The organism is Bordetella sp. (assembly GCF_051960075.1).
Taxonomy (GTDB): Bacteria; Pseudomonadota; Gammaproteobacteria; order Burkholderiales; family Burkholderiaceae_B; genus Bordetella.
In genome coordinates this window covers 1-20,995 of record NZ_JBQCER010000026.1, presented here as the reverse complement: position 1 = coordinate 20,995, position 20,995 = coordinate 1, and the positions used below count along the sequence as shown (strand labels likewise).

General features: G+C 65.1%; 15 protein-coding genes and 1 pseudogene. 8 read left to right on the top strand and 8 right to left on the bottom strand.

Annotated elements, in window-relative coordinates; translation table 11 throughout:
- The first annotated feature begins 139 nt into the window (after positions 1-139).
- From hutU to ACTHJ1_RS03280, 8 genes are all read left to right on the top strand, one after another.
- On the top strand, positions 140-1,864 hold the full coding sequence (gene hutU / locus ACTHJ1_RS03315) for a urocanate hydratase (protein WP_440187636.1): 1,725 nt from the start codon (positions 140-142) through the stop codon (positions 1,862-1,864).
- A gap of 61 nt (positions 1,865-1,925) precedes the next feature.
- Complete coding sequence (locus ACTHJ1_RS03310) at positions 1,926-2,678, top strand: transporter substrate-binding domain-containing protein (RefSeq protein ID WP_440187633.1); 753 nt, start codon at positions 1,926-1,928, stop codon at positions 2,676-2,678.
- A gap of 8 nt (positions 2,679-2,686) precedes the next feature.
- Positions 2,687-3,355, top strand: coding sequence for an amino acid ABC transporter permease (locus tag ACTHJ1_RS03305; RefSeq protein WP_440187630.1), 669 nt, complete (start codon positions 2,687-2,689; stop codon positions 3,353-3,355).
- Positions 3,352-3,948 carry a HutD/Ves family protein gene (locus ACTHJ1_RS03300; protein ID WP_440187627.1) on the top strand — a complete coding sequence of 199 codons (597 nt, stop codon included), beginning with the start codon at positions 3,352-3,354 and terminating at the stop codon, positions 3,946-3,948. The genes ACTHJ1_RS03305 and ACTHJ1_RS03300 overlap by 4 nt, the downstream gene beginning before the upstream one ends.
- Positions 3,945-5,183, top strand: coding sequence for an imidazolonepropionase (hutI, locus tag ACTHJ1_RS03295; RefSeq protein WP_440187624.1), 1,239 nt, complete (start codon positions 3,945-3,947; stop codon positions 5,181-5,183). The genes ACTHJ1_RS03300 and hutI overlap by 4 nt, the downstream gene beginning before the upstream one ends.
- Positions 5,180-6,568 carry a formimidoylglutamate deiminase gene (locus ACTHJ1_RS03290; protein WP_440187621.1) on the top strand — a complete coding sequence of 463 codons (1,389 nt, stop codon included), beginning with the start codon at positions 5,180-5,182 and terminating at the stop codon, positions 6,566-6,568. Before hutI ends, ACTHJ1_RS03290 begins: the two co-directional genes overlap by 4 nt.
- Positions 6,569-6,620: 52 nt before the next feature.
- Positions 6,621-7,439 (top strand): N-formylglutamate deformylase, encoded by an 819-nt coding sequence (gene hutG, locus ACTHJ1_RS03285; RefSeq protein ID WP_440187618.1) that lies wholly within the window; start codon positions 6,621-6,623, stop codon positions 7,437-7,439.
- Positions 7,436-8,845 carry an FAD-binding oxidoreductase gene (locus ACTHJ1_RS03280; protein WP_440187615.1) on the top strand — a complete coding sequence of 470 codons (1,410 nt, stop codon included), beginning with the start codon at positions 7,436-7,438 and terminating at the stop codon, positions 8,843-8,845. The genes hutG and ACTHJ1_RS03280 overlap by 4 nt, the downstream gene beginning before the upstream one ends.
- Positions 8,846-8,865: 20 nt before the next feature.
- Here the strand turns inward: ACTHJ1_RS03280 and glcF are convergent, their stop codons facing one another.
- From glcF to ACTHJ1_RS03240, 8 genes and pseudogenes are all read right to left on the bottom strand, one after another.
- Positions 8,866-10,095 (bottom strand): glycolate oxidase subunit GlcF, encoded by a 1,230-nt coding sequence (gene glcF, locus ACTHJ1_RS03275; protein ID WP_440187612.1) that lies wholly within the window; start codon positions 10,093-10,095, stop codon positions 8,866-8,868.
- Entirely contained in the window at positions 10,096-11,199 is a 1,104-nt protein-coding gene (gene glcE, locus ACTHJ1_RS03270) for a glycolate oxidase subunit GlcE (protein ID WP_440187609.1), read from the bottom strand. It lies immediately after the preceding gene.
- 2 nt (positions 11,200-11,201) lie between these two features.
- Positions 11,202-12,701 carry an FAD-linked oxidase C-terminal domain-containing protein gene (locus tag ACTHJ1_RS03265; RefSeq protein ID WP_440187606.1) on the bottom strand — a complete coding sequence of 500 codons (1,500 nt, stop codon included), beginning with the start codon at positions 12,699-12,701 and terminating at the stop codon, positions 11,202-11,204.
- A gap of 171 nt (positions 12,702-12,872) precedes the next feature.
- Positions 12,873-14,282 carry an FAD-binding oxidoreductase gene (locus ACTHJ1_RS03260; protein WP_440187603.1) on the bottom strand — a complete coding sequence of 470 codons (1,410 nt, stop codon included), beginning with the start codon at positions 14,280-14,282 and terminating at the stop codon, positions 12,873-12,875.
- Positions 14,283-14,338: 56 nt separating this feature from the next.
- Positions 14,339-15,976, bottom strand: a pseudogene (locus tag ACTHJ1_RS03255) (S10 family peptidase).
- Positions 15,973-17,538 carry a S53 family peptidase gene (locus ACTHJ1_RS03250; protein ID WP_440187600.1) on the bottom strand — a complete coding sequence of 522 codons (1,566 nt, stop codon included), beginning with the start codon at positions 17,536-17,538 and terminating at the stop codon, positions 15,973-15,975. Before ACTHJ1_RS03250 ends, ACTHJ1_RS03255 begins: the two are co-directional and overlap by 4 nt.
- A 167-nt stretch (positions 17,539-17,705) precedes the next feature.
- Positions 17,706-18,782: a 3-deoxy-7-phosphoheptulonate synthase AroG gene (gene aroG, locus ACTHJ1_RS03245; RefSeq protein WP_440187597.1), complete on the bottom strand. Its 1,077-nt coding sequence runs from the start codon at positions 18,780-18,782 to the stop codon at positions 17,706-17,708.
- A 297-nt stretch (positions 18,783-19,079) separates the two neighbouring features.
- Entirely contained in the window at positions 19,080-20,882 is a 1,803-nt protein-coding gene (locus ACTHJ1_RS03240; protein WP_440187594.1) for a methyl-accepting chemotaxis protein, read from the bottom strand.
- Between the last annotated feature and the right edge of the window lie 113 nt (positions 20,883-20,995).

Here is a 20,995-nt window from a genome sequence, read left to right as displayed (position 1 = left end):
CGCAGGGACTTTGGGCGCCTAAGGCGGCGCCCAAACCCCGGCGATGGGCCGGTGCCCCTCTGACCCGACCCAGCGCGACTCAAGAACTCAAAAAAACATAGCAGCAAAGCCCCAGATCATTCGCAAGGACACGAATCCCATGAACGCCGACACCTCCACTTCGCAAGCCGCCGCCACCGCCGCTGCCCGCCACGACCCCACCCGCGTCATCCACGCCCCCACCGGCAGCGAGCTGCACTGCAAGAACTGGCTCATCGAGGCCGCCTACCGCATGATCCAGAACAACCTGGATCCCGCCGTCGCCGAGCGTCCGCAAGACCTGGTGGTGTATGGCGGCATCGGCCGCGCCGCGCGCGACTGGGCCAGCTACGACCAGATCCTCGCCAGCCTGCGCAAGCTGGAAGCAGACGAATCTCTCCTGGTCCAGTCCGGCAAACCCGTCGGCGTCTTCAAGACCCACGAAAATGCGCCGCGTGTGCTCATTGCCAACTCCAACCTGGTGCCGCGCTGGGCCAACTGGGAGCATTTCAACGAACTCGATCGCAAGGGCCTCTTCATGTACGGCCAGATGACGGCCGGCAGCTGGATCTACATCGGCAGCCAGGGCATCGTGCAAGGCACCTTCGAGACCTTCGTCGAAGCCGGCCGCCAGCACTACGGCAACGATCTGTCGGGCAAATGGATTCTCACCGCAGGCCTGGGCGGCATGGGCGGCGCGCAGCCGCTGGCCGCCACGCTGGCCGGCGCCGTGTCGCTCAACATCGAATGCCAGCAAAGCAGCATCGACTTTCGCCTGCGCACCCGCTACGTCGACAAGCAGGCCAAAGACATCGACGACGCCATCGCGCTCATCAAACAGCACACCGCCGCCAAGGAGGCAGTCTCGATCGCCCTGCTCGGCAACGCCGCCGAGATCCTGCCCGAACTGGTCAAGCGCGCCCGTGCCGGCGGCATCAAGCCCGACTTGGTCACCGATCAGACCTCGGCGCACGACCTCATCAACGGCTACCTGCCCGTGGGCTGGACCGTGCAGCAATGGCGCGACGCGGCCGCCGACCCGACGCGCCACGCCGAGCTCAAGGCTGCGGCCGCCAAGTCCTGCGCCGTGCACGTGCGCGCCATGCTCGATTTCCAGGCCATGGGCATCCCCACCGTGGACTACGGCAACAACATCCGCCAGGTAGCCCACGATGAGGGCGTGGAGAACGCCTTCGACTTCCCCGGCTTCGTACCCGCCTACATCCGTCCGCTCTTCTGCGAGGGCAAAGGGCCGTTCCGCTGGGTGGCGCTGTCGGGCGATCCGCAAGACATCTACAAAACCGACGCCAAGATCAAGGAACTCTTCCCCGATAACAAGCACACCCACCGCTGGCTGGACATGGCTCGCGAGCGCATCAGCTTCCAAGGGCTGCCTGCACGCATCTGCTGGCTGGGCCTGGGCGAGCGTCATAAGGCCGCGCTGGCCTTCAACGAGATGGTCCGCAAGGGCGAGCTCAAGGCGCCCATCGTGATCGGCCGCGATCACCTGGACTGCGGGTCGGTGGCCAGCCCCAACCGCGAGACCGAGGCCATGCTCGACGGCACCGACGCCGTGTCCGACTGGCCCCTGCTCAATGCGCTGCTCAACACGGCGGGCGGCGCCACCTGGGTCAGCCTGCATCACGGCGGCGGCGTGGGCATGGGCTATTCGCAGCACTCCGGCGTGGTGATCGTGTGCGACGGTACGCCCGAAGCCGATGCGCGCCTCTCCCGCGTGCTGTGGAACGACCCGGCCACCGGCGTCATGCGCCATGCCGATGCGGGCTACGACCTGGCGGTGCAGACAGCCAAAAAGCACAAGCTCAACCTGCCTATGGTGAAATAAGAGCGCATCGGCACGGGCGTCCGGGCCGATCCACGATTATTCGCACAAAGGGGAAGCCTCCATGCAAAACCGCCGCAACTTCCTGGCTCAGGCCATGCTGGCCTGCAGCCTCACCCTGGCGGGCACCGTGCCCGCTCTGGCAGCCGACAACGTCATCCGCATTGCCACCGACGCCACTTTCCCGCCCATGGAGTTCGTCGAGAACGGCAAAATGACCGGCTTCGACATCGATCTGACCAACGCCCTCGCCAAGCAGATGGGCAAGACCGTCCAATGGACGCAGATCGACTTCAAGGGCCTGATCCCGGGCGTACTCTCGGGCCGCTTCGACATGGCCGTGTCGGCCATCTACATCACGCCCGAGCGAGCCAAGGTCGTGGATTTCGGCGACTCGTACTACGCCGGCGGCCTGGTGGTCATGGTCAAGAAGGACAACAACACCATCAAGTCCGTCGGCGATCTGGACGGCAAGAACGTCACGGTTCAGGTCGGCACCAAATCGGTCGAATTCCTCAAGACACACTACCCCAAGATCCACACCGTCGAAGTCGAGCAGAACGAGCAGATGTTCAATCTGGTCGAGATCGGCCGTGCCGATGCCGCCGTGACGGGCATGCCCGCTGCCTATCAATTCGCGCGCACCAAAGGCACATTGAAGGTTCTGCCCAAGCCGCTCACCACCGAAGCCTACGGCATGGCGGTCAGCAAGAACGAGCCCCAGCTGACCGCTGCGTTGAACAAGGCACTGGCTGCGCTCAAGGCCAACGGCACCTACGACAAGATCGTGCACAAGTGGTTCGCCAACGATAAATAAGGACGCCGATGCGCCTGGACTTCTCGCCGGTCATCGCCGGCTGGCCCGATCTGCTGCACGGCACGCTGGTCACGGTGGCGGTCACGCTAGGCGCGCTGGCGCTGAGCTGCGCATTGGGCCTGCTGATCGGCATAGGGCGGCTGTCTCCCAGACGCCGCGTCGTCTATGGCTTCTGCACGGCCTACCTGGCCGTGGTCCGCGGGACGCCGCTCCTGGTCCAGCTCTTCATCTGGTTCTTTGGCCTGCCTTTCTTCGGCATTCTGCTGCCGGCTTTTTTCTGCGGCGTGATCGGCATGGGCATGTATTCCGCGGCCTATGTCTCCGAGATCGTGCGCGGCTCGATCCAGTCGGTCTCGGGCGGACAGATGCAGGCCGCGCTGTCCATCGGCATGAGCCCGGGCAAGGCCATGCGCCACGTCATCCTGCCCCAGGCGTTCGTGCGCATGATTCCGCCGCTGGGCAACGAATTCATCGCGCTTATCAAGAACTCGGCGCTGGTGTCGCTGCTGACCATCCAGGATCTCATGCACGAAGGTCAGAAGATCATCAGCGTCTCCTATCGTTCGCTGGAGGTCTATCTGGCCGTCGGCCTCGTATATTTTGTGCTGACCGGCATCACGGCCCTGGCTTTGCACGCGTTGGAACGGCGCCTGCGCGCCGGAGGACTGGTCCGATGAGTATTCAGCGCTTCGATCGCGCCACGCTGGCGGCCTCGCCCTGGAAAAACGGCGGCGGCACGACTCGCGAGATCGCCTCCTGGCCGCCGGGCGCGGGCATGGATGACTTTCAATGGCGGCTGAGTATCGCCACCATCGGCGCCAACGGCCCGTTCTCGGCGTTTCCCGGCGTGGACCGCATCATCACCCTGCTCGACGGGCCGGGCGTGCGGCTGGTCACGAATGACGGCACGATCGACCACGTCTTGAACCGGCCGCTCGAACCTTTTTCTTTTCCTGGCGAGGCGGCGGTTTACAGCACCGTTCTGGGCGATGCCTGCAGCGACTTCAACGTCATGACGCGCAGGACGCAGCTGCGCGCACAGCTGCGGGTGCTGGGCTCGGCCGCTTCGATCGATGCGGCCGAGCACGGCATGCTTCTGGCCGTGCGCGGCAGCTGGCATGCCTATGCCGCACGCAGCGGCGTGGAGCACCGGCTGGAACCCGGCCAGGGCGGCTGGTGGGCCGACGAAAGCCAGGCCTGGCGGCTCGCGCCCGCCTGCACGGATGCCGCGCTGATCGCCGTCCGCATCCACGCAGCCGTTTCACCATGAACCCGACCATCACGAATTTCTCTGCTCTGCCCAGCGCCGACGGCGTCTGGCAAAACCTGCGTCTGGCACAAGCCAACGGTTCCGTGCTGGCTGGCATGAGCCTGATCGTGCGCGAGGGCAGGCTTGTCTGGATCGGCCTGGACGCGACCCTGCCCATCGAGCATGCCGAGCTGCCCCGCCACGACGGCGGCGATCGCCTGGCGACGCCCGGCCTGGTCGATTGCCACACGCACCTGGTTTACGGTGGACAGCGTGCCAATGAATTCGCCATGCGCCTTGACGGCGCCGACTATGAAGCCATCGCGCGCGCCGGCGGCGGCATCGCCTCGACCGTACGCGCCACGCGCGCGGCCGGCGAAGAAGAGCTCTACGCCGCCGCTTTGCCACGCCTGCAGGCTCTGCTGAACGAGGGCGTCTGCGCCATCGAAATCAAGTCCGGCTACGGCCTGGCGCTCGAACACGAACGCAAGCAGTTGCGCGTGGCGCGCCGCCTCGGGCACGACTGCGGCGTGACGGTGCGCGCCACCTTCCTCGGCGCTCACGCCCTGCCGCCCGAATACGCCGGAAGAAGCGAAGCCTATGTCGACCTGGTCTGCAATGACATGCTGCCTGCACTGGCCGACGAAGGACTGGTCGACGCCGTAGACGTGTTCTGCGAGCGCATCGCCTTTTCGCTGGCCCAGACCGAGCAGGTCTTCCGCGCCGCGCAGGCCCTGGGACTGCCCGTCAAGCTGCACGCCGAACAGTTGTCCGACATGGATGGCGCGGCGCTGGCGGCGAGCTACCGGGCCCTGTCCTGCGACCACATCGAACATCTCTCGCAAAAAGGCATCGATGCCATGAAGGCAGCCGGCACGGTAGCGGTGCTGCTGCCGGGCGCCTATTACGCATTGCGCGACACGCACCTGCCGCCCATCGCGGCGCTGCGCGCGGCCGGCGTACCCATGGCCGTTTCCACCGATCACAACCCCGGCACCTCGCCCGCGCTCAGCCTGCTGCTCATGGCCAATATGGCTTGCACTCTGTTCCGCCTGACCGTGCCTGAAGCGCTGGCCGGCATCACGCTGAACGCCGCGCGCGCGCTGGGTATCGCCGACACGCACGGCGCGCTGCACCTGGGCCAACCGGCCAATTTCGTGCTCTGGTCGCTGCAGGAGCCGGCCGAGTTGGCCTACTGGTTCGGCCAGCGCCCAGTCCACACCATCGTCCGTCAAGGACGCATCGCTACATCATGACGCAAACCCATCGATTGCATGCCGCGCATGCCCTGCTGCCCGACGGCTGGGCCGGCGACGTGCTGCTCGCCTGGAACGACGCGGGCGATTTCACCTCCGTGCAAACCGGCGTGCCCTGCCCGGCCAGCGTGGCGAGCGCCGCCGGTCCCGTGCTGCCCGGCATGCCCAATCTGCATTCGCACGCCTTCCAGCGCGCTTTCGGCGGCCTGACCGAGTATCGCGACCAGGCACAGGACAGTTTCTGGAGCTGGCGCACGCTGATGTACCGCTTCGCTGCGCAGATCACGCCCGATCTGCTTGAAGCCATCGCCACCTGGCTCTACGCGGAAATGCTGGAAGCCGGCTATACCTCGGTGTGCGAATTCCATTATGTGCATCACGACCGCGACGGCAGGCCTTATGCCGACCGCGTCGAGCTCTCTCGCGCACTGCTGCGCGCCGCCAAGTCGACCGGCATCGGCATGACCCTGCTGCCGGTGCTTTATCAAACCGGCGGCTTCGGCGGCCAACCGGCCAGCGAAGGCCAGCGCCGCTTTCTCAACGACACGCGCGACATGCTGGATATGCTCAGCGCCCTGCGCCCGCTTTGCGTGGCGCAGGGCGCCCGGCTGGGCCTGGCGCCGCATTCGCTGCGCGCGGTGCCGCCCGAGGCGCTGGCTGCGGCCGTCTCCGGCCTGCATGCGCAGGACGCGAGCGCGCCTGTGCACATTCATATCGCCGAACAGACCGCCGAGGTCGACGCTTGCCTGGCCTGGAGCGGCCGGCGCCCGGTGCAATGGCTGCTGGAACACCTGCCGGTCGATGCGCGCTGGTGTCTGATCCATGCCACGCACATGACGCCGGATGAATATCGCGACGCCGCCCGCAGCGGCGCGGTGGCCGGGCTTTGCCCCACCACCGAGGCCAATCTGGGCGACGGTATCTTCGACCTGCCCGCCTGGCAGGCCGCGGGAGGCACCTGGGGCCTGGGCTCTGACAGCCACGCCACCGTCAACGCCGCAGAAGAATTGCTGATGCTGGAATACAGCCAGCGCCTGGCCCTGCGCCAACGCAACGTCGCCGTCAGCGCCCGACATCCCGACGTCGCCACGCACATGATGCTCGCCGCCGTGAGCGGCGGCGCTCAGGCGTCGGGACGCAAAGTTGCAGGCCTGGCCGTCGGCCAGCGCGCCGATTTCATCGTGCTCGACGCCGAGCATCCGGCCCTGCGCGGCCTGCCCGCCTGCGCCATGCTGTCGGGCCATGTGTTCGCCAGCCATCGCACCTCGGCGATCGACCAGGTGGTCTGCGGCGGGGTCGAGCGTATCGCGCGCGGCCGCCATGTTCTGCACGAGCAGGCCGCCGCCGCGTTCGCCGAAGCGCGCGCGACGGTCATGCGCTCATAAGGTATTTATTTACGCCAACGCCCGCTCAATTTTTCAGTCCACGCCGTTCATCATGCCCATCACAGACCGCCCCGCCTTTCATTTCCACCGAGGTAGCGCGCCGCTGCTGCTGTCCATGCCGCACGCCGGCACGTATGTGCCGCCGGCCATCGCCGCACGCCTGTCCGACGATGCGCGCCACGTGCCCGACACCGACTGGCACCTGGAACGGCTCTACGACTTCGCTCGCGAACTGGGCGCCTCGATCCTGGTGGCCACGCATTCGCGCTACGTCATCGACCTCAATCGTCCCCCCGACGGCGCCAGCCTCTATCCCGGCCAGGCCACCACGGGCCTATGCCCGACCAACACGTTCGACGCCACGTCGGTCTACCGTACCCAGGCCGACGAACCCGACGACGCCGAGATCGCCGAGCGCCGTGAGGCTGTATGGCGCCCCTATCACGCCAAACTTGAAGAAGAGCTCAAGCGCCTCCGCGCCGAGCACGGCGTAGCCGGCCTGTGGGACGCCCATTCGATACGTTCGGTGTTGCCGCAGTTCTTCGAAGGCAAGCTGCCCGATTTGAACTTCGGCACCAACAAGGGCGCCACCTGCGACGGGGCCATGACCCAGGCCGTCACCGCTGTTGCCGAACAGGCCGCGGGCTATACCTGGGTGCTCAACGGCCGCTACACCGGCGGCTACATCACCCGCCATTACGGCCGACCGCAAGACAACGTGCATGCCATCCAGCTCGAAATGTGCCAGAGCACTTATATGCAGGAAACCCTGCCCTTCGACTATCTACCGGACGTCGCAGCCGGAATTCAGCCCCATCTCAAGCGCATGATCGAAGCCATGCTGCGCTTTCTGCGGAGCGCGGCGGCATGAGCGCTGCATTCATCGACGAACTGCGCGCCATTCTGGGCGACAAGGGCCTGCGCACCGGCGACGACATCCCTCAGACCCATTTCACCGACTGGAGCGGCCATACGCCCACGCGGCCGCTGGCGCTGATCCTGCCGGCCAGCACCGATGAAGTCTCGCAGGTCATGCGCCTTTGCCACGCGTACCGTGTTCCCGTGACGCCCCAGGGCGGTCTGACCGGCATGGCCGGCGGCGCCATTCCCGGCTCCGACACAGTGGCCCTGTCGCTGGCGCGCATGAACGCCATCGAGTCCGTCGACGCGTCCGGCGCCACGCTGCAGGCTCAGGCCGGCGCGACCCTGCAATCCATACAAGAAGCCGCCCGCGACATTGGCATGCTCTTCGGCGTGGACCTGGGCGCGCGCGGCTCCTGCCAGATCGGCGGAAATATCAGCACTAACGCCGGCGGCATGGAAGTCCTGCAATACGGCATGATGCGCGAGCAGGTGCTGGGCCTGGAAGTCGTGCTGGCCGACGGCACCGTGCTGCCCATGCTGCGTCCCATGCTCAAGAACAACACCGGCTACGATCTCAAGCAGTGGTTCATCGGCGCCGAAGGCACGCTGGGCATCGTCACCCGAGCCCTGCTGCGCCTGCGTCCGGCGCCGCGCAGCCGTGCCACCGCGCTGCTGGGCCTGCCTCATTACGAGGCTTCGTTGGCCGTGCTCGGCCGCCTGCAGCAGCACTTTCCGGGCGCATTGACCTCGTTCGAACTGATGTGGGACGACTTCTACGAAACCTCCCTGCAGTGGATGCAATCCCGCTCGGCTATGGCAGACAGGCACCCCTTCTATGCGCTGATCGCGGTCGTCGGCAACGATGCCGCCGCGCTGGCCGAGCAGTTGCAGGAAACCCTGGGCCACGCCATGGAGGCCGGCGAGCTGTCCGATGCCGTGGTGGCGCAGTCAGAAACCCAGGCGGCTACGCTGTGGCGCGTGCGCGAGGCGCCGGCCGAATTTCCCACCCGCATGGACCCGATCAATTTCGACGTCAGCCTGCCCCTGCCCGCGATAGGCGCAGTAGCGCAGGCTTGCGCGGACGAGGTGCGCAAGCGCTGGCCCGATCTGCCGCAGCCCGCAATGCTGCGCTTCGGCCACATCGGCGACAGCAATCTGCACATCAGCGTCAATGCTCGCCACATCCCGGCCGCCAGCCGCGAAGAGGCCGAGCGGATGGTAGACGACCTGGTCTACACGCTGGTCTCCCAGGCGGGCGGCAGCATCTCGGCCGAACACGGCATCGGCACCATCAAGCAGCCCTATCTGCATGCCAGCCGCACACCCGCAGAGCTTGCCGCCATGCGGGGGCTCAAGCAGGCGCTCGATCCTCTCGGCTTGCTCAATCCCGGCAAGATACTCGCGTCGCGATAAGCGGACTGCACTGTCGAAACTCAGGAACCCTGCAGCCGCTCGTCCACGACTTCGATCCAGTGACGCACCGGCACCTGCGTACCGCTCTGCAGGTGGCCGATGCAGCCCATATTGGATGAGACGATCACATCAGGCTTGGTTTCTTCGATGCGCGCCAGCTTGCGGTCGCGCAAAGACAGCGACAAGTCCGGCTCCAGCACCGAATAGGCCCCAGCCGAACCGCAGCACAGATGCGTTTCGGCAAAAGGCTGCAGCGCGAATCCCAGGTCGGCCAGGAGTTTCTCGCTCAGAGGCCGCAACCCCTGCCAATGCTGCAAGGTGCAGGGCGGATGAAACGCCGTGCGCGCTTCCGCGGAACGCAGGCGCGCCTTCAACTCGGCCGCCTGCGGCGCCACGATCTCGGCCACGTCCTTGACCAGGGCCACGATGCGCGTGGCCCGCTCGGCATAGTCCGGATCCCCGCGCAGATGATGTGCATACTCCTTGACCATCGCGCCGCAGCCCGAAGCATTCATCACGATAGCCTCGATCTCGCCGCGCTCGACGAGCGGCCACCAGGCATCCACGTTGGCGCGCATTTGCGCCAGCGCTTCATCCAGCGCGTCCAGGTGAAAGTTGATCGCGCCGCAACAGCCTCCGCTCGTGGCCACGCGCGCGCCGATGCCGATCGCATCGAGCACCCGGATGGTGGCCGCGTCTATCGCGGGCATCATCGCCGGCTGCACGCAGCCTGCCAGGAGCAGCACCTGGCGCATATGGCGCGACGCATCGGGCAGCGCACCCGTGCCGCGCCGCGCCGGCACCTTGCGGCGTATCGCCGGTGGCAGCACGCCGCGCAGCATCTGCCCCAGCCGCATGGCCGGCGCAAACCATGAGGAATTGAGCCCCTTGCGCAGCAAGAAGCGCCGCAGCCGCTGCCCCAGGGGCCGCGCGACGCGTTCGTCGACCACCCGGCGGCCGATATCGACCAAATGACCGTACTGCACGCCCGACGGACAGGTCGTTTCGCAGTTGCGGCAAGTCAGGCAGCGATCCAGATGCTTCTGCGTAGCCACCGTGGGCTCCGCTCCCTCGAGCATCTGCTTGATCAGATAGATTCGTCCGCGAGGACTGTCGAGCTCATCGCCCAGAATCTGATAGGTCGGGCACGTGGCCGAACAAAACCCGCAGTGCACGCAGCGGCGCAGGATCGCGTCCGCCTGGTTGCCCAGCTCGGTGTCTTGCGCCCAGGAAGCCAATTGGGTCTGCATTTACAGCTCCGGATACAGCCGGCCGGGATTGAACAGGCCTGAAGGATCGAGTTCCTGCTTGAGCCGCCGCGTGATCGTGGCAACGCCGGACGACAAGGGATGAAAAACCCCGCCCTCGGGTTCGGCCCAGCCAGCGGTGCGAAACAGCGTCGCATGGCCGCCCGCGCGCTCGGCCGCCGCGCGCACTGTCTTGGCGTCGGCCGAGCCGCTGAACCAGCGCTGCCCGCCGCCCCATTCCAGCAACATCGGCCCCCACGCCAGCGTCGGCGCCGTCGGCGGCAGCGCCAGACGCCACAAGGGCATCTCGCGGTTGAAAAAAACATGCGTCTGTTCGCGCAAACCGCGCCACCAGGCCTGGGCATCGTTCAGTTCGTCGCCGCCGATACGGGTTACGGCGGCGCGCACCGCGGGCGGTGCACCCGACAGGCGCACCGTCAGGCGCCCGCGCCCGGAGGCAGCATCGTCCGGCACCCAGGCCGACGCCGAGATCGGCAACGGCTGGCTGCGCCAAACCGTGAAAAGCTTCAAGGCTTCGTCCTGAGTCGTATCGAGCACACGCGTGGTCTCTTCCAGCGGACGAGGCAACACCTTGAGCGAGACCTCCAGCAACGCGCCGAAAATGCCCAACGAACCGGTCATCAGGCGCGACACGTCGTAGCCGGCCACGTTTTTCATGACCTCGCCGCCGAACGACGCCAGATTGCCCTGAGCGTCCAGCATCCGCACGCCCAGCACGAAATCGCGTACGCCGCCCGCAGCGACTCGACGCGGACCGGCCAGGCCTGCGGCAACGCATCCGCCCACGGTCGCCTCGGCGCCGAAATGCGGCGGCTCGAAAGCCAGCATCTGGCCGCCGCTCTCGAGCGCTGCCTCGAGCTCGGCCAGCGGCGTGCCGGCGCGGACCGTCACCACCAGCTCGGAAGGCTGATAATTGACGATGCCGCGATAGACCTTCATGTCGAGTTGATAATGCTCGTCCTGCGGCAGCAAAGCCCGCCGATTGCCGTAGAACGACTTGGTTCCACCGCCTGCAATGAATAGCGATTTCTTGGCGGCACGCGCTGTCAGGACCTGTTCGGTCAGCTCGGATAAAACGAATTCCATGCTTAAAAGCGACTCAAATCAGGGAACATCATTTCGCCGCCATGCACGTGCATCTTGCCGTATTCGGCGCAGCGCGTGAGCGTGGGTATGACCTTCTCGGGGTTGAGCAGCATGGGTGGGTCGAAAGCCCGCTTGACTGCGGTGAACGTGTCCAGCTCGTCTCGCGTGAATTGCACGCACATCTGATTTATCTTCTCCATGCCCACGCCGTGCTCTCCGGTCACGGTGCCCCCCACCTGCACGCACAGCTCGAGAATGGCGGCGCCGAACTTGTCGGCGCGCTCGACTTCCTCGGGCTTGTTGGAATCGAACATGATCAACGGGTGCAGATTGCCGTCGCCCGCATGAAATACATTGGCGCAACGCAGGCCGTAATCGTCTTCCATCTGCTCGATGGCGTTAAGCACCCGTGCCAGGTGGCGGCGCGGAATGGTTCCATCCATGCAGTAGTAATCGGGCGAGACCCTGCCTGCTGCCGGAAACGCATTTTTGCGTCCGGCCCAGAACTTCAGGCGCTCGGCCTCGCTGCCGGAGACCTGGCAGCGGGTGGAACCAGCCTCGCGAAACACCGCCTCGATCCGCTCGATCTCATGGGCGACCTCTTCGGGTGTGCCGTCGGACTCGCACAGCAGGATGGCCTGCGCGTCGAGGTCGTAGCCGGCCTTCACGAATGGCTCGACCATGTGCACCGAGGGGCGGTCCATCATTTCCAGGCCGGCGGGGATGATGCCCTGCGCAATCACCTGCGTGACCGCCTTGCCGGCTGCCTCCACGTTCGGGAAGCTCGCCATCACCACCTGCGCGCATACCGGCTTGGGCACCAGTTTGACCGTCACCTCGGTGACGATGCCCAGCATACCCTCCGACCCGATGAAGACCGACAGCAGATTGATTCCCGGCGCGTCCGGCGCTTCGGAGCCCAGTTCGATCACCTCGCCCTCGATGGTCACCATGCGCACACGCAGCACATTGTGCACCGTCAGCCCGTATTTGAGGCAATGTACGCCCCCGGCATTCTCGGCCACATTGCCGCCGATCGAGCAGGCGATCTGGCTGGAAGGATCCGGCGCGTAATACAGTCCATAAGGCGCCGCCGCCTCGGAGATCGCCAGGTTACGCACGCCCGGCTCGACCACGGCCACGCAGGCTTCAGGGTCGACCCGCTTGATGCGATTGAGTTTGGACAGCCCGATCAGCACACCGCGTCCGTGCGGCAAGGCGCCCCCAGACAGGCCGGTGCCCGCGCCCCGCGGCACCAGCGGCACGTTCATGCGCTTGCACAGCTTGAGCACTTCGCACACCTGCGCTTCGTTCTCGGGCAGCGCGACTGCCGCCGGCAGGCAACGGTATAGCGGCAGACCGTCACATTCGTAGGGTCTGGTGTCTTCTTCGCGGAAAAGCACGCAATGAGCAGGCAATATACGGCGCAGCGCCTCGATCAGAGGCGCTGCCGAATAAGGCCCCTGCCCCGGAGCCAAGCCGCTTTCAACAACGGTATTCATGGGCACACACGATAAGCGGGACGCACCCGCCCGCCCACCGGGACAAACCCGCAAAAGGGAAAAGACCCCCACGCTGCGCCTTCGGCTTGCTGCCCCCCAAGGGGGCTTTTTTTCCTTGGGGCGGCCCGGCGGAAAAAGGCCTCTACGCTGTGTCGTCGATTGACCACGTCGTCACCAGGCGATGATCTTGCCCGGATTGAGGATGTTATTGGGGTCGAAAGCATGCTTGAGGCTGCGCATCAAGGCCAGCGCATCCTCGCCGTGCTCATCAAGCATGAACTGCATTTTGTGCAGGCCGACGCCATGTTCTCCCGTGCAGGTGCCGTCGGCCGCGATGGCCCGGCGCACCAGGCTGTGATTGATGACCTCCGACTCTTTCCATTCCTGCTCGCTGTCGGGGTCGAGCATCATCAGCACGTGGAAATTGCCATCGCCCACATGCCCCAGAATGATCGAGGGAAAGCTGGCGCCCGCCAGGTCGTCGGCCGTTTCGCGCACGCAATCGGCCAGGCGCGAGATGGGCACGCACACATCGGTGGTGCTGGCGCGGCAGCCTGGTCGCAACTGCACGCCGGCGAAATAAGCATTGTGCCGCGCCGTCCACAGGCGGCTACGGTCTTCGGGGCGCTCGGCCCATTCGAAATCCTGTCCGCCGTTCTGCGTGGTGATCTCCTGCACCGTCTGCGCCTGCTCCTGGACGCCCGCGGGACTGCCGTGGAACTCGAATACCAGCATGGGCGTCTCGCGCAGCGTAAGCTTGCTGTGCAGGTTGACCGCGCGCACCGCAGCGGCATCCATGAACTCCACGCGCGCAACCGGCACGCCCCTCTGGATGATCTCTATGACGCTCTGCACCGCGGCATCCAGCGTGGGAAAGTTGCACACGGCGGCCGACACGGCCTCGGGTTGCGGATAGAGCCGTACGGTCACCTCGGTAATGATGCCCAGCGTGCCTTCGCTTCCCACAAAAATGCGCGTCAGATCGTAGCCGGCGGACGACTTGCGCGCACGGCCGGCCGTTTTCACGATGCGGCCGTCGGCCGTGACCACGGTGAGCGACATCACGTTCTCGCGCATGGTGCCGTAGCGCACGGCGTTGGTGCCCGAGGCGCGCGTGGCCGACATGCCGCCCAAGCTCGCGTCGGCGCCCGGATCGATCGGAAAAAACAGGCCCGTCGTGCGGATTTCGTCGTTTAGCTGCTTGCGCGTCACGCCGGCTTGCACCGTGGCGGTGAGGTCTTCGGCGTCAACCGCCAGCACTTGGTTCATCTGCGACAAATCCAGGCTGATGCCGCCCTGCACCGCCAGCAAATGACCTTCGAGCGAGGAACCGACGCCGTAGGGAATCAGCGGCACGCGATGTTCGTTGCACAGCTTGGCCACCTCGGCCACTTCTTCCGTGCTGTGCGCGAAGACCACGGCATCCGGCGGCACGGGGAGATAGGGCGATTCATCCTTGCCGTGATGCTCGCGCACCGCCGCCGCGATGGAAAAGCGATCGCCGAAACGGGCACGCAGGGCGTCCAGGCAGACCTGGGGAATGGGGCGGCGCAAAGTCTCGGGATGATGGGGAGCGTTCATGATAATGAGGAATGCCTGAATTCGTTCCGGAAAGTGAATCGCGTTGTTCGACCATGTTAACCCCGCCCCGCGAAGACGCGATACTGGCGCCTGCTGCGCTGAAGCGCCTGTATCCGCGCCACCGCGGGCGCATTGCCCAGCGTTGCGTCGTACATCGCCCCCAGGTCGCGCCTTAACATCGCGCGCGATTCGCCGTCGAGATAGATCATGTGGCCCGACGGATAAAAGCGCGCCGACAGATTGCCGCGCACTTTCGGATCCTCCAGCGGCATGCGCTGCAGGTCGATCACGGTCTGGTAGAACGGCGTGACGAAGTCGTAATAGCCGTTCGCCGACAGCACCTTCAGATCGACGTTGAGCGCCATGACCGCGGCCAGATCGCCGGCGGTATAGAGCACGATCCGCCCTTGCGCGTCGACGCCCTGCTGCGCGCCGGTCGGATCGACGTGATGAAAATCCCAATTCGCGAAGGCCTGGTCGTTCAGATCGGTAAACGACGAGGCCGACGTGTATCGCAGCTCCTCGTTCAGATACACGTTCCACATCGCCGTGTACACGCCCGACACCGCCGTCATGGCCGGATCGTTGCCGCCCGAATTGGGATCGATCCGACCGGCGATGCCCGATTCGATGCCGGTCACGCGGCCGTCGTAAGCGCCTAGCGCCAGGCCCTTCGAACGCAGCAGCGTAGTCAGGAACAAGGAACGCCCCTGTGCGTCATAACCTGCAATGTCCAGCTTCCAAGCGCGCAAGGTATCGCCGCCGATTCCCGTGTAGGCCGAGAGCCGAGCCACTGTCCTGGCGTCGACCGCAGGAAACTTGGTCAACGCCTCGCGATAATCGCTGCGCGCGAACAGCGCGACCTTTTCCGCGTAGGCGTCCAGATCGGCCGGCGGCTGCGCCGCGCGCTTGTGATACCAGGCATCCGCGGCGGCCGTCGGCAAGACACCGACCGGATCGCCTGACTGCCGGTAATCGAGTATGGAGGATTGCAGCGTCACGCCGTTCAGGTCGACGCCGTCTTCGTGCAGGCGATAGGCCAGCACGCAGCTGCGCGCCGTGCCGTAGGATTCACCGAACAGATACTTGGGCGAATTCCATCGCTGGTAGCGCGTCAGATAGCGCTTGATGCACTGCTTGAGCGAATCGGCGTCCTGATCCACACCCCAGAAGTCGCGATTGCGATAAGGCTTGATCGCCGCCGAATAGCCGGTGCCCACCGGATTGATGAAAACCAGATCGCTTTAGTCGAACAAGGTGTCCGGGTTGTCTTCCAGGCGGTAAGGCGCGGGCGGGGTGAAGTCCGGCATCGCGGTGTGTATGCGGCGCGGCGCGAACGAGCCCAGCAGTAGAAACACCGCCGACGAGCCCGGCCCGCCGTTGTAGAAGAACGTGACTGGCCGCACCGCTTCCGCCTGCCCGTCGAGCGTAAAGGCGACATAGAAGAAGGACGCGTTCGGCCGCGAACTGACCGGGTCGGCCGTCACCAGATGGCCTGTCGTGGCCGTATAGGTCAGTTGCCGGCCCGCCAGCTCGAGCACGTGATGGGTTACAGCCTGGGTCTCGTCGACGGGGTCGATCGCATCGTCAGGACCGTTGCCGTAGGCAACCGGATCGTCATACGGTCGATCGTCTCGGTGTCCGATGGACTTGCTCATTTCGCGCTCCCGTCTTTGCGGCGCGCAGGCGGTCAGCCCGACTGCCTCACCGCCGTCCCGATCTTCGCCCCGTCGGGGCTACCCAGCCCCGTGCAGGCATCCCAGCCCGGTGCCGCCGAATAGCCGCCGTTATTGCCGTCAACAATGTCTCGCAGTGCCGACGGATGCGCATACAGAACGGGGTTGAGCCATCCCAGCGTGCGGCCCGACGCCGCGTTGATCCGCGCCACCAAAGCAGCCCACAGGGGCGCCACTGCACTGGTGCCGCCCACTACAGCCGGCGTTCCGTCGACCGAAACCGCATAGCCGCTTGCCGGATCGGCATCGCCCGCGACGTCGGGCACGCCGCGTCCCGTCAGCGGCGCAGTACCGCCGCTTGCACGCGTAACCGTAAGATGCCGCTGCCAGGTCGGAACGGCAAACATCCTGCTGACGCCGCCGCCGGTCGCCCCGCCCGCGCTGCCGTCATTCCAGACCGTCTCGCTGATACGGCCCGGCGCAAAGGCATCCAGCCTGGTTCCGCCGCAGGCCAGCACGTATGCGCTCGAGGCGGGAAAATCCACGTTCTTCCCGTCGCCGGACACACCGCCACCCGATCCGCTGTCGCCTGCGGCGACGCATATCGTCACGCCCAAGGCCGCGGCGGCCTGCAGCACCTGCTCGAAAGCCCGTATGGCTTGCGCCGGCCAGCCTGCTTCGGGCCCGCCCCAGCTGATGGACAAGACCGACGGCTGGTTGATCTGGTCGTGCACGGCCTGACTCACCGCCTGGATGAAACCCGCCGCGCTGTTCGTCGCAAAATACACCGCGATTCGGGCGCCGGGCGCGATGGCCCCAGCCACTTCGATATCCAGCGAGACCTCGCCGTCCGGACCGCTCGGATCTCCCGTGGGCGCGTTTCCGCCGTCGCCCACGGCCACGTCGACCAGCACCGGTTGCCGGGTCAAGCCGAGCGCATCGAAATAGCGCGCCACGTCCGCAGCACGGTAACCGCCGCCAAGTTCGATGAGCGCTATGCATTGCCCCGCGCCGTCGCCGGCGGGAAAGTCGTAGATCGAGGCGAGCTGTGGCGGGGTGTACGATTTTTTCGAGATGTCCGCATGCCGCCGGATGCGGAAATTCGTACGCGCCGCAGGGCGCCGGTCCAGACCCAGCACCGCCATGGCGATACCTTGCAAAGGCTCGGGTATCGTCGCGGCCCCCGCATGGCCGAGATAGGTTCCCCATTCGGGATGCCGATAGCGCATCAGTTTGACGCCGAAGGCTGCATCGAATTGCGCGACGCTGCCGGACAGAAGCGCACTGCAGGCTCCCGAGTCGGTATTCAGAATGGCCAAACGATTACGCCGCGCGAAGGCCCGCACCGCCGCGAAATCGGCCGCTGACGCGCCGAAGCGCCGTGCAAAGCCTTTGCGCGTCACCGGCTTGGCGGCGGGATCGCCGCGCTCCATGCCTCTGAGCAAGGCATCGAGCGCCGGCTGATTGCGCCGGCGCAGCACGATCGTAGCCTGGACGATTTCGCCTGGATCGCAAGCGCCCAGACAATCGTACTGATCGGGAGCGGGCAATTCGCTGCCAGTGTAATGAGGCCCGATCATGAATACTCCCTTGACGCAAAGCGCCTGCTGCCGACGAGCTGGAAAGACCTATTTACGGTAGCGCCGATTGCTTGGCACAAATGACTGAAATTGTGTCTTTGCGCAGGCAGAAGTAAATCAGGCCCGGTTGCCCGCGCCCGATTTCGCCCACTTCTACGCGCCAGTCTTTATTTGCCCGCGACAAGCCCTACGGCCAGGCGGCGTGCGCGCACGGCATCGGCCAGGCGCTGCAGCACGTTGCGGGTGCTGTCCCAATCGATGCAGCCGTCGGTGATGCTTTGACCATAGACCAGCGACTGGCCGGGCACGTGATCCTGCCGACCCGCGACCAGATGGCTTTCGATCATCACGCCCGCGATTCGGCTTTCGCCGCGCTCCATCTGCAGCCCCACGTCTTCCATCACGCGCGGCTGGTTCTCCGGATTCTTGCTGCTGTTGGCGTGGCTGGCATCGATCATGATGCGCTGCGCCCGACCGGCCTTGGCCATATCCTGGCACGCCGCCTCGACGCTGGCGGCGTCGTAGTTGGGCGTCTTGCCGCCGCGCAAAATGACATGACAGTCTTCGTTGCCCGCCGTCGAGACAATGGCCGAATGCCCGCCTTTGGTCACCGACAGGAAATGATGCGGCTGCGAGGCGGCCTTGATGGCATCCACCGCAATCTTCACATTGCCGTCGGTGCCGTTCTTGAAACCTACCGGGCACGACAGACCGGACGCCAGCTCGCGGTGCACCTGACTCTCGGTGGTACGCGCGCCGATCGCTCCCCACGACACCAGATCGGCAATGTACTGCGGCGTGATCATGTCGAGGTATTCGCAGCCGGCAGGCAGGCCCAGACTGTTGATCTGCAACAGCAACTCGCGCGCCACTCTGACGCCCTTGTTGATGTTGAAGCTGCCATCCAGGTCGGGATCGTTGATCAAACCCTTCCAGCCCACCGTGGTGCGCGGCTTCTCGAAATACACGCGCATCACGATTTCCAGATCCGCCGATAGACGGTCGCGCTCGGCCTTGAGCCGGCCGGCATATTCCAGCGCCGCCTGGGGGTCGTGGATGGAGCAGGGACCGACGATCACGATCAGTCGGTCATCCATGCCATGCAGGATGCGATGCAGGGCGCGCCGGGTCTCGTACACCGTAGCCGATACGTCAGGCGTGGCCGCAAATTCGCGCATTACATGCGCGGGCGGATTCAGCTCCTTGATTTCACGGATACGAAGGTCATCGGTATTGTGCGACACAGGTTTGCTCCAGAGTGTTGTGTGCAGGTTCGGACTGGGCCTATCCGCCGGCGCGTTGGCGGCAATAAAAAAGCCGCCAGGTCTGCTGGCGGCTTTTTGGGGATTCTTGCTGTTTTCAGCTTGAACGCGACCCTTCCTCCGCCAGCGGCTTCAGAAAATAAAAGTAAAAATAAAAGGCGGGGATCGCGAATTTCATGTAATCCACTCTAGCACATAAATTCCGGGCCTGACAAATCGTGCGCAAGGCAAAGAAACTCGGCCGCGGCGTACCTCTTCGCACCGGACGGCCGGCCTGCGTCAATCGAGCTTGAACTGTCCCACTGCCTGAGCCAGGCTCATCGCCTGGTCGCGCAGCGCCACGGTCGCTGCCGTCGATTGTTCGACCAGCGCCGCGTTCTGCTGGACCATTTCGTCGAGCTGGCTCACGGCGCGGTTCACCTCCTGAATGCCGCGCGTCTGCTCGTCCGCTGCATTCGTAACCTCGGAGATAATGGTCGTGACGTTGCCCACGTTCTGCACGATTTCGTTCATCGTCTCTCCCGCGCGGCGCACCTGCTGCGAACCCGAGGTAACGCTGGTCACCGTCGACTCGATCAGGTCTTTGATCTCCTTGGCCGCCTGTGCGCTGCGCTGCGCAAGATTGCGCACCTCGCCCGCCACCACGGCGAAACCGCGGCCCTGCTCGCCCGCGCGCGCCGCCTCTACGGCTGCATTCAGCGCCAGAATATTGGTCTGGAACGCAATGCCGTCGATCACGCCGATGATGTCCGCGATCTTCACCGACGCGCCTTCGATTTCGCCCATGGTGCTCACCACGTCGCCGATGACGGCGCCGCCGCGCGAGGCAACCTGCGAAGCCGCCGCCGACGTTGCGTCGGCCTGCTTGGCCGCGTTGGCCGATTGTGCCACCGTAGCCGTAATCTGTTCCATCGAGGCTGCTGTCTGCTCGAGATTCGCCGCCGCCGCTTCAGTGCGGCTCGACAGGTCGACATTGCCCGCCGCGATCTCGTCGCTTGCGGTGCGCACCGACTCGCTCGCTTCGCGGATCTGGCGCATCACATCGCGCAGCTTGTTCATGAACGCGTTGAACGAACGGGCGATCTGCGCGACTTCGTCGGAACCCTCGGCAGGCAGGCGTCGCGTAAGATCGCCTTCGCCCGCGCTGATATCGTCCATCGCGTCGCGAACCCTCGAAAGGCGCTTGAACGACACCGCCGTCGCCGCCGCCATGATCACCGCCGCCGCGATGACGATCACCACAAGCGTGATCAGCGAGGTGGTCAAAAGAGACCGCATGCCCGCCGTCGCATCGGCATGGTCGAACGCAACGATCACGTGCCAGTCCGTGCCTGCGATCGGCTTGGCCCCCATCAGCTTGATCTTTCCGTCCACCATGACCGGCAACGGCTTCTTAGACGAGTACAGCGCCGCAAGACGCTCGCTGGTCAGATCGGGCGCCAGGGTCGAAACGGGCTTGAGCGTGAGCTTGGCGTCCGGATGCGCAACGATCTTGCCGCTGTTGTCCACCAGCATGCCGAAGCTTGCCGGCGTAGGATGGATCGAGCGCACGTTGACGATCACGCTGTCCATGGTGACGTCGCCGCCGATCACGCCCTTGGCGGTGCCGCCCTGCATCACAGGCACGGCGAACGACACCACCAGCTTGCCAGTGCCTGCATCCACATACGGCGGCGTGACGATGACTTTGCCCGCCTGTACGGCCTGCTTGTACCAGGGCCGCACAGTCGGGTTGTACCCGGCCGGAATGCCGTTGGCGTCAGTGAATTTCGCAGTGCCGTTGGCATAGCCGATATAGACGTTGCTGAACCCGCCCGCTGCCGCGACCTGCTTGAACATCGGCAGAGGGTCCGCGGCGTTCGCGCCCACGTCTTGCAGCGACGAGATCATTTGTTCGTGAATGGCGATCCAATCGTCGATGCCCTCGGCATGACTGTCGGCAACAGCCTCCAGGGTATCGTTGACCGAATCGCTGTTATGCAGATTCGCGACGTAATAGTTCAGCGCAGTGTTGGCGCCGAGAGCGATCACGACGATGGCGACGGCCAGTGCGACAATGCGCGCGCGTATGGTGGAGAACATTTGGCGTCCAGGATGAAAATGAAGCGATTGATCGGAAACGCTTTTTTTCGAGCTCCGCCCATGTTTGCGGCAGTGACTATACGAAACTTAAGGTAACACCAATCCTTCAAACT